Source organism: Clostridium sp. SGI.024, assembly GCF_050315195.1.
Taxonomy (GTDB): domain Bacteria; phylum Bacillota; class Clostridia; order Clostridiales; family Clostridiaceae; genus Clostridium.
Genome location: NZ_JBNPON010000050.1, coordinates 18,463 through 28,026 on the forward strand (window position 1 = coordinate 18,463; position 9,564 = coordinate 28,026).

Annotated in this window: 9 protein-coding genes; 1 reads left to right on the forward strand and 8 read right to left on the reverse strand. The window is 27.6% G+C overall.

Annotation, left to right across the window (positions count from 1 at the left end; translation table 11 throughout):
* Positions 1 to 18 precede the first annotated feature (18 nt).
* From pth to purR, 8 genes are all read right to left on the reverse strand, one after another.
* The gene (pth, locus tag ACQRD5_RS12800) at positions 19 to 594 is read right to left on the reverse strand and encodes an aminoacyl-tRNA hydrolase (RefSeq protein ID WP_291628801.1); all 576 of its coding nucleotides are present in this window, start codon (positions 592 to 594) and stop codon (positions 19 to 21) included.
* Between the two features lie 102 nt (positions 595 to 696).
* Positions 697 to 1,845 (reverse strand): S1C family serine protease, encoded by a 1,149-nt coding sequence (locus ACQRD5_RS12805; protein WP_294363336.1) that lies wholly within the window; start codon positions 1,843 to 1,845, stop codon positions 697 to 699.
* Positions 1,846 to 1,860: 15 nt separating this feature from the next.
* Positions 1,861 to 3,279 (reverse strand): sensor histidine kinase, encoded by a 1,419-nt coding sequence (locus ACQRD5_RS12810; protein ID WP_294188411.1) that lies wholly within the window; start codon positions 3,277 to 3,279, stop codon positions 1,861 to 1,863.
* On the reverse strand, positions 3,280 to 3,966 hold the full coding sequence (locus ACQRD5_RS12815) for a response regulator transcription factor (RefSeq protein WP_291628796.1): 687 nt from the start codon (positions 3,964 to 3,966) through the stop codon (positions 3,280 to 3,282).
* Positions 3,967 to 4,108: 142 nt separating this feature from the next.
* Complete coding sequence (locus ACQRD5_RS12820) at positions 4,109 to 5,071, reverse strand: ribose-phosphate diphosphokinase (RefSeq protein ID WP_291628795.1); 963 nt, start codon at positions 5,069 to 5,071, stop codon at positions 4,109 to 4,111.
* A gap of 49 nt (positions 5,072 to 5,120) precedes the next feature.
* The gene (glmU, locus tag ACQRD5_RS12825; RefSeq protein WP_294167099.1) at positions 5,121 to 6,491 is read right to left on the reverse strand and encodes a bifunctional UDP-N-acetylglucosamine diphosphorylase/glucosamine-1-phosphate N-acetyltransferase GlmU; all 1,371 of its coding nucleotides are present in this window, start codon (positions 6,489 to 6,491) and stop codon (positions 5,121 to 5,123) included.
* A 186-nt stretch (positions 6,492 to 6,677) separates the two neighbouring features.
* Positions 6,678 to 6,962, reverse strand: coding sequence for a septation regulator SpoVG (gene spoVG / locus ACQRD5_RS12830; protein ID WP_291628792.1), 285 nt, complete (start codon positions 6,960 to 6,962; stop codon positions 6,678 to 6,680).
* A gap of 125 nt (positions 6,963 to 7,087) precedes the next feature.
* On the reverse strand, positions 7,088 to 7,903 hold the full coding sequence (gene purR, locus ACQRD5_RS12835) for a pur operon repressor (RefSeq protein ID WP_294167098.1): 816 nt from the start codon (positions 7,901 to 7,903) through the stop codon (positions 7,088 to 7,090).
* Between the two features lie 277 nt (positions 7,904 to 8,180).
* Between purR and murC the strand changes: the two genes are divergently transcribed.
* On the forward strand, positions 8,181 to 9,560 hold the full coding sequence (murC, locus tag ACQRD5_RS12840) for a UDP-N-acetylmuramate--L-alanine ligase (protein ID WP_294167097.1): 1,380 nt from the start codon (positions 8,181 to 8,183) through the stop codon (positions 9,558 to 9,560).
* Positions 9,561 to 9,564 lie beyond the last annotated feature (4 nt).

The window sequence follows — 9,564 nt, forward strand, 5'->3', positions numbered from 1 at the left end:
CGAAATCCACCATCCTTATTACTCATTTTTTGACAACTTGAATCCATTTAATTCATTCATAGCTTGCTTTGCTCCATATTGTATTATTATTTCTGTAGCTTTATTTGATGCTTCAATAACTTCTTTAAGATCTTCTTCCTCATCTTTATTAAATCTTCCCAAAACATGAGAAACTAAATCACCTTTAGGTTGTCCTACCCCAATTTTAATTCTAGGAAAAACATCAGTACCCATATTTGCTATTATGCTCTTTATACCATTATGCCCACCAGCACTTCCTTTTTCCCTAATTCTTAACTTTCCAATTTCTAAACTTATATCATCATAAATAACTATAATTTTATTATTATCAATTTTATAAAAATTAATTACTTCTCTTATACTTTCTCCACTTAAGTTCATATATGTAGTAGGTTTTAATAAGATAACTTTTTGTCCTTTTATAAAACCTTCACCAAACATCCCTTTAAATTTCGACTTATTTATATCTATATTATTCTTACTTGATATGTAATCTATAGCTTCAAAACCTATATTATGTCTAGTTCCATCATATTCCCTACCTGGATTTCCTAGACCTACAATTAAAAACATAGTACTCGTCCTCCTAATGAATCTTTGCATATTTTATATTATACTAGTTTTTTACAATAATAAAAGACTTTTAAAAGAAATAGCAATCTTAGGCAAGAGTTGCTATTCCTTAATATTACTTAATATTATATCCATTTCTATAATATCCCCTGCTCTCATTACTTTACAGCTTACAGTATCTCCACTCTTCTTATTTTTAACCATATCTACTACTTCTTCGATATCATTAAATTTTTTATCATCAATTTCAATTATTATATCTGTGGGCCTTAAACCTGATTTATACGAATTTCCATTTTTATTTACTTTAGTAACATATAAACCACCATAATCTTCTCCGGTACTAACCTCAATGAATTCCCCTTTAATTATTCCTAGTATATCCTTCATTTCATTTGTATAATTAATTATTTTCTCTACTGAACTTAAATTTATAGAATAATAAAGACCCTCAATATTCATATCATCAGTTATTTTTCTACTTGCAATTGCTATAAGTTCACCCCTTAAATTGCTTATTATTCCTCCAGTATTAAACTTATTTATTGGGGTATTAACTTCAATTAAATTATATTTCTTATTATTTACTTCTATTTGCCTGTTTGAAGATGTAATAATACCTGGTACTAAATTATCTATATATTCGTCAGAAGTTGAATTACTAATTAGTAAAATCTTTTCACCTTCTATTATTTCATTAGAAGGTGCAACCTTAACTGGAGTTAAAGCTTCCTCACTATTAACTCTAATTACAGCTATATCTATATCTTCATTTATAAAGATTATTTCTGACTTTATAGGCTCAGAATTAACAAATGATAATTTAACATATATCTCTTTTAAATTCTTTATCATTGAATAATTAGTTATTATTTTCCCACTCTCTTCAATTATTATTCCAGTTACATTTCCATCTACATATCTATTTTCTTCTAACCCTTCTTTACTTCCTCCAATAGTTACTAAAGAGTTCTTTACATTTTCTATAGCGTTATAGTAGTTTTCACTAATATTATAATTATCTATATTATCATTTCTATTATTTAACAATTCCTTATGATTATAATTAATAATTATAATTAATACTACTATACTTATAGAAACTGTAATGAAAATAAATATTAAAGCCTTTAATAATGCTAAAGTCCTATATCTTAATTTTCTTTTAATAAACTTTATTGAAGAAATATTTTCTTCTTGAAAATCATCATTATTATTTTTATTATCTTTTTTACTTATAATACCTAACATCACTTCAAAAACTCCCTATTTAGTAGTTCTCTTTAATGTAAATGTAAATTTTACGCCTTTATCTGGAATATTATTAATCCAAATATCTTGTTTATGTTGAGTTAAAATTAATCTTACTATAGATAATCCTAAGCCAGTACTTATTTTATTTGTTCTAGATTTGTCTACTTTATAAAATCTCTCCCAAATTTTATTTATATCTTCCTTTGAAATATTTTCTCCTGTATTAAATATACTAGTAAAAACTTTATCTCCCTTAGCATAAGTTTCTATTTGTATTTTTCCACCTTCATTTCCATATTTAATAGCATTCTCAATTAAGTTAATTATAACTTGAATTATTCTATCTCTATCAGCAAAACAATATTGGTGATTATCTGCAAATATAACTTCTACATTCATTTTCTTTTCTTCAATTTTCCCTTGTAAATTCAATATACATAAAGTTATTATTTCATTAATATCAATCTTATCTATGTTCATTTTAAATTTACCTGATTCCATAGATGATATATCTAAAAGGTCTGCTACTAGCCTTGATAGTCTGCTTACCTCATCATTAACTATATTTAAATAATAATTCTCTCTATCCTTTGGTATAACACCATCAATAATTCCCGTTATAAAACCCTTTATAGATGTTATAGGTGACCTTAATTCATGGGATACATTTGAAATAAACTCTCTCCTTGCTAAGTCTACTTTCTCTAAGGATTCTGCCATCATATTAAAGGAATCCGCCAACTCTCCAATTTCATCATAAGACTCTATATATACTCTTTTTTCTACCTCACCTTTTGCAAGCTTTTTAGCTGCATTATTAATCTCACTTAGAGGATTTATCAATATTTTTTTTGCAAAATAATAGGCTATAATATCAGAAAATATAACCGCAATTAGTACGGATATCCAAATTACAGCATATAAATTCGGGAAACTTATATCTGTATTATTTGGAATCAAAATAATTATCCCGTTAAAACTACCATTACCGAAAAGAGGATAGTAATCCACTTTTACCTTCTTATTTGATTCATTTATAAAATCTTTTTCTATTAATTTATTTTCTTTTAATAGACTTAAATCAGAATCTTTTATATCTATTTTCCTATATTTTAGATATAATAATTTTTCATCTGAAACTTCATAGACATAACCTTGACTATCTACAACTATTGAATCCATATTTACAGATAACTTAATTATCTTCATAGTATTAATTAAATCTTTATACCCTACTTCATCATTATTATTTATAAACTTAGATGTAGATTCTTCTATTATCCCAATATAATTCTCTATAAGCTCTCTTTTCTCACTTAAGTATTGCCTATTTATAATCATCGATAGGAATATTCCAATTAATACCAAAATAACAGTAGTTATAGATGAAAATGTAATTAAAAGTTTGTATATTACACTTTTTCTTTTCATCTATTTCACCTCAAATTTATACCCAACTCCCCAAACAGTTTCTATTTGCCAATTAATTCCGCCACTTATTTTTTCTCTAAGTCTTTTAATATGAACATCTACCGTTCTAGAATCTCCAGGATAATCATATCCCCAAACTTCACAAAGTAATTGCTCTCTTGTAAAAACTTTATTTTTATTTATAGCTAAGTAATTCAAAAGTTCGAATTCCTTAGGTGGCATCTTTATTTCTTCTCCCCTATATATTACGTTATATGAAGAAGCATCTACAATTAAGTCTGGATAATTAATAATTTCTGCGTTCTTTTCATCATAATTATACCTTCTCATAACAGCCTTGATTCTTGCCATTAATTCTTTAGGTTCAAAAGGCTTAACAATATAATCATCAGCTCCAAGTTCTAGCGATAACACCTTGTCAAAAGTATCACCTTTTGCGGTTAACATAATTACTGGAATTTCACTATTTTTTCTTATCCATTTTAATACTTCAATTCCATCCATTTGAGGAAGCATAATATCAAGTAGTATTATATTTGGATTGAAATCTAAAAATGAATTAACTGCTTCTTTTCCGTTGTGAGCTAGTCTAGTTTCGTATCCCCCATTTAATAAATACATATTAATAACTTCACATATATTTTCATCATCATCTACAATTAATACCTTGCCTAATTTATTATTCATAAATATAACACCGTCCTTAAACCTATATATAGTCCTTTTCTCTCATAAACTTATTTGTATCAAATTAAATACATCAATTAAATATAAATAGTAAGCCTCTAAAAAGTTTGTGCTTCTTAGAGGCTTTTTATCCAATTATGTATTAAGCTTCAAATAGTTTACTTATTGGTTCATCATCATAAATTCTCTTTATTGCTTCTGCAAATAAAGGTGCTACTGATAATGATTTGAATTTAATTAAATCTTCTTTTTCTTCTGGTAGCTTTATAGTGTTTAACATAACTAATTCTTCTATAGCTGAATTATTTATTCTTTCAAAAGCTGGCCCTGATAAAACTCCATGAGTACAACATGCATAAACATTTTTAGCTCCTAAATCTTTTAAAGCATTGGCTGCATTTGCAATAGTTCCCGCTGTATCTATCATATCATCTATAAGGATACATCTTTTACCTTTTATATCCCCTATAATATTCATTATTTCTGATACATTTGCTTTAGGTCTTCTCTTATCAATGATTGCTATTGGTGCATGTAATCTATCTGCAAATTTTCTAGCTCTTGTAACACTTCCTAGGTCTGGTGAAACAACAACTACGTCATCTGCATCATCAAATCCCTTATTAATAAAATAATCTGCTAATATTGGTGATCCCAATAAATGATCTACTGGTATATTAAAGTATCCTTGGATTTGAGCTGCATGTAAATCCATAGTTAATACTCTGTGTGCTCCTGCTGCTGTTAGTAAGTCTGCTACTAATTTTGCTGTAATTGGATCTCTAGACTTAGCTTTTCTATCTTGTCTAGCATATCCATAATAAGGCATAACAACTGTTATTCTTCCAGCTGACGCTCTCTTAAATGCATCTATCATTATTAATAATTCCATTAAATTATTATTTACTGGTGAACTTGTTGATTGAACTACAAAAACGTCCGCACCTCTTACTGTTTCTCCAATATCAACTGATATTTCACCATCACTAAATGTTGAAACCTTTGATTTACCAAGTGGTAATCCTAAAATTTCTGCAATTTCCTTTGCTAATTCTGGATGTGAGTTTCCAGTAAATATTTTTATATTTTTTCCATGGGTTATCATTGTATGAAGACCTCCTTAATATTTTTAACACTTTTGTTTATCTAAATAACTATTTGTTAGTAAAACCCTTTTTGGCTACCCAACCTTCTATATTCCTTTGTTTAGCTCTTGCAACAGCAAGTTCACCTTCCTTAACATCATTTACTATAGTTGAACCTGCAGCAATATATGTGTTATCTTCTACTGTAACTGGTGATACTAAGTTAGTATTACAACCTATAAAGCTATTATTGCCTATTATTGTTGTATTTTTCTTTTTACCATCATAGTTAACTACTACTGTTCCACACCCAAAATTACAATGTTCCCCAACCTTTGCATCTCCTATATATGTTAAATGAGATACCTTAGTATTATTTCCTATAGTAGATTTTTTAATTTCAACAAAATCTCCTATTCTAGCATCATTTCCAATTATAGACTCTGGTCTTATATATGCAAATGGACCAACTGTAGTTCTTTCTCCAATTTTACTGTCAATTATTACAGAAGATTGTATTTCTACGTTATTATCAATAATACTATTTGAAATTCTTGAATTAGGATATATCATAACTCCTTCACCAATCTTAGTATTACCTTCAATTACATTTCCAGGATATATTATTGTATCTCTACCAATTTCTACGTCATCTCCTATATATGTAGAACTTGGATCTATTAATGTAACTCCATTTTCCATGTGCATTTTATTAATTCTTTTTCTTAATACTTCTTCAGCTTCTGCTAACTGAACCCTAGAATTAACTCCAATAGTTTCTTCATAATCTATTGATAATGCTCCTACTTTTTTATTTTCATCTTTTAATATTCCAATAACATCAGTTAAGTAATACTCTCCTTGCTTATTATCATTAGATAACTTTTCAAGTGAACTTAATAAGTTTTCAATGTCAAAACAATAAATAGCAGCATTCATTTCATTTATTTTTAATTCTTCTTCAGTACAATCCTTGTGCTCAACAATCTTTAATACTTCATTACCATCTCTAACTATTCTTCCATATCCTGTTGGATCTTCAACTATAGAAGATAACAATGTAGCAGAATTATTATTTTCTATATGTGTATCAAATAACTTTTCAATAGTTTCAGACTTGATTAAAGGAGCATCTCCTGCAAAAACACCTACAATTCCTTTTTTACCTTTTAAGAAATTAATAGCACATTTTACAGCATGCCCAGTTCCTAATTGTTCTTCTTGTAATGAATAACTAACATTTCTTGAAGCAGTTTTTTCTTTTACTAAATCTGCTCCCCTTCCTATGATTACATTTATATCATCTATTTTAGCTTTTCTCATGGTATCAATAACATGATTAACCATTTCTTTACCACAAACCTTGTGTAAAACCTTTGGTAAATTAGATTTTATTCTCGTCCCCTGTCCTGCAGCTAAAATCAATGCACATTTATACATAAAGCTCACCTCACTATATAATGTTAAGGACAAATATATAATTTTTATTAAAAACGTTCGTAAACATCTCATTCTATTATATTGTATTGATGTGAGTATTTCAACCTTAATTATACCCAATATCTCTTAATAATCTTTAAGCAAAAAAATAAAAGGGATATCCCTTTTATTTTTAGTTAGTTATTATTATTCAACAACTGTTTCTGATTCATCTTCTAATTTAGCTTTTTCATAAGCTTCTAAAATTGATGTTTGAATCTTTTCTCTTGTGTCAGTATTTATAGGATGCGCTATATCCTTAAATTCTCCATCTGGTGTCTTTCTACTAGGCATTGCTATAAATAATCCATTTTGTCCTTCAATCACCTTAATATCATGAACTACAAATTCATTGTCAAATGTAACAGAAACTATAGCCTTCATCTTTCCATCCGAAGCTATTTTCCTAATTCTTACATCAGTTATTGTCATTGCATTACACCTCCGTTGCTATGATAGATATAAAATTCTATAAAAAATTTAAAAATCCTTTTTTATTTTTAAATTTTTTTAAATTTTTATAAAATTCAGCAATTTTGTGTAATAAATTTGTTGTTTTATACTATTAAATTTGAAGGTTTTACCTCTAAAGATTTATTATCACATAAATTATTAAGTTCAACTATAGAAATATAGTCTTTGACTCTTTTATTAGTAACTCCTATATTATCCACTAGAACTCCAATACCTACTAATTCACTTTCAAATTCATTTAATAAATCCTTTATTCCTTGAGCTGTTCCTCCACCTCTTAAGAAATCGTCTATAAATATACATTTACTTCTTGGCTTCATAGATCTTTTAGATAATGACATTTGTTGTATTCTTCCACTTGTTCCAGATACATAATTAATTGTAACTGTTGAGCCTTCAGTAACTTTATTATCTCTTCTAATAATTACTAGAGGGATACCCAAATTTCTTGCAACTTCATAAGCTAAAGGAATACCTTTAGTTTCTACAGTTACTACATAATCAACTTCTTTTTCATAAAACTCTAAAGATAAAACAACTCCAGCTTTACTAATAATTTGAGGATTATACATTAAATCTGTCACATAAATAAAATTTCCTGGAACTATTCTGCTTTCATCTTTTAACATTTCACAAATATCTTCCACAAACTTTCTTTTACTTTCTTTTTCTATTCCCGGTATGTATTTAATTCCTCCAGCTGCACCAGCTATAGTTTCAACTTTCCCCATTTCAAGTTTTTCTAATATTTCTCTTACTATGACTATATCTTCACTAATAGTTGATTTTGCTGCATTTAATAGTTCTGAAAATTTATTTAATCCAATTACTTTATTAGGATTTTCAGTTAAAACTTTTGTTATAGCAACAACTCTACTGTTTCTACTTAATTTTTCCAAAATATATCACCTACATTTTTATTTTTTTCCGAATTATTTGTTAGTTTTAAGCATCTAATATTCATATTTTATTCTATATTTTTCTCAATATCAATAGGTTTTAATCACTATTCCTATAATTTACATATATTCATAAAAATTTAAATAAAAATTCACCAAAATATATAATATATAGTTTTTTTATGTGTTCATTTTTCTAAATTTGTATATAATTATAAGGTGAAAACTATTTAAGTGTAATTTGAAAATTATTCTTAATATAAAAGGAGTTGGTACTTTGTCATTCAATGTTAATGAAGATATAAATAAAAAAGTTCATTTTATAGGAATTGGTGGAATTAGTATGAGTGGTCTTGCTGCCCTTTTATTAACTAAAGGTTATAAGGTCTCTGGATCTGACTCTAAAGAATCTGAAATAACTAATAAATTAAAAGCTGAGGGTGCAGAAATATACATAGGTCATAGCAAAGATAATATAAGAAGTGTAGATTTAGTAGTTTATACTGCAGCAATTCCATCAGATAATCCAGAAATTATAGAGGCTAAGAATCAAAACATAGAACTTGTTGATAGAGCTGAATTCCTTGGATTAATTATGAAAGGTCATAAATACAATGTAGCAGTTGCTGGTACCCATGGTAAAACAACTACTACATCAATGCTTTCTCACATAACTTTAAAAGCAAACTTAGACCCTACAATATTAGTAGGTGGAGAACTAGATGCTATAAATGGTAACTTTAAAATTGGAGATAGTGAATACTTTATTACTGAAGCATGTGAATATAAGGAATCTTTCCTTAAGTTCTATCCTTATATAGGCATTATATTAAATATTGATGCTGATCACTTAGACTACTATAGAGATTTAAATCATATAAAAGAAACTTTCGAGAAATTTTCTAATATAATACCAGAAGACGGATATCTAATAGGTTATTGTGAAGATAATAATGTAAATGAAATATTAAAAAAGGCTAAATGTAATACTATTAGCTATGGATTAGATAAAGGTGATGTAAGAGCTACTAATATCACTTTTAATAATAATGGTTGTGCAAGCTTCACTGTTTGCAAAGATAACGAAGATTTATTTGATGTTACTTTAAGCACTACAGGAAAGCATAATATATTAAATGCTTTATCAACTATTTGTGTAGGCTTATTATTCAATGTACCTTATGAAACAATACAAGAAGGTTTAAAAGAATGTAAAGGGGCTCACAAAAGATTTGAATATAAAGGTGAATTTAATGGTGCTACTGTAATAGATGATTATGCACATCATCCAGTTGAAATTAAAGCTACATTAGATACTGCTGAGCTAATACCTCATAAAAATATCTATGCTGTATTCCAACCTCACACTTACACTAGAACCAAAACTTTATTTAATGAATTTACAACTTGCTTTGATGAAGTTGATGAACTGCTTCTTATGGACATATATGCAGCAAGAGAAAAGGATACTGGTTTAGTTTCTTCAGAAGACCTTGGAAATGCCTTAAGAGATAAAGGCATTAAATGTACTAATGTTCATAGCCATGAAGAAGCTGCACAATACTTAAAAAATAAAGCTTCAGAAAAAGATATAGTTTTAACTATAGGTGCTGGAGATGTAGTTAAAGTTGCAGATATATTATTAAATAATAAATAAATCA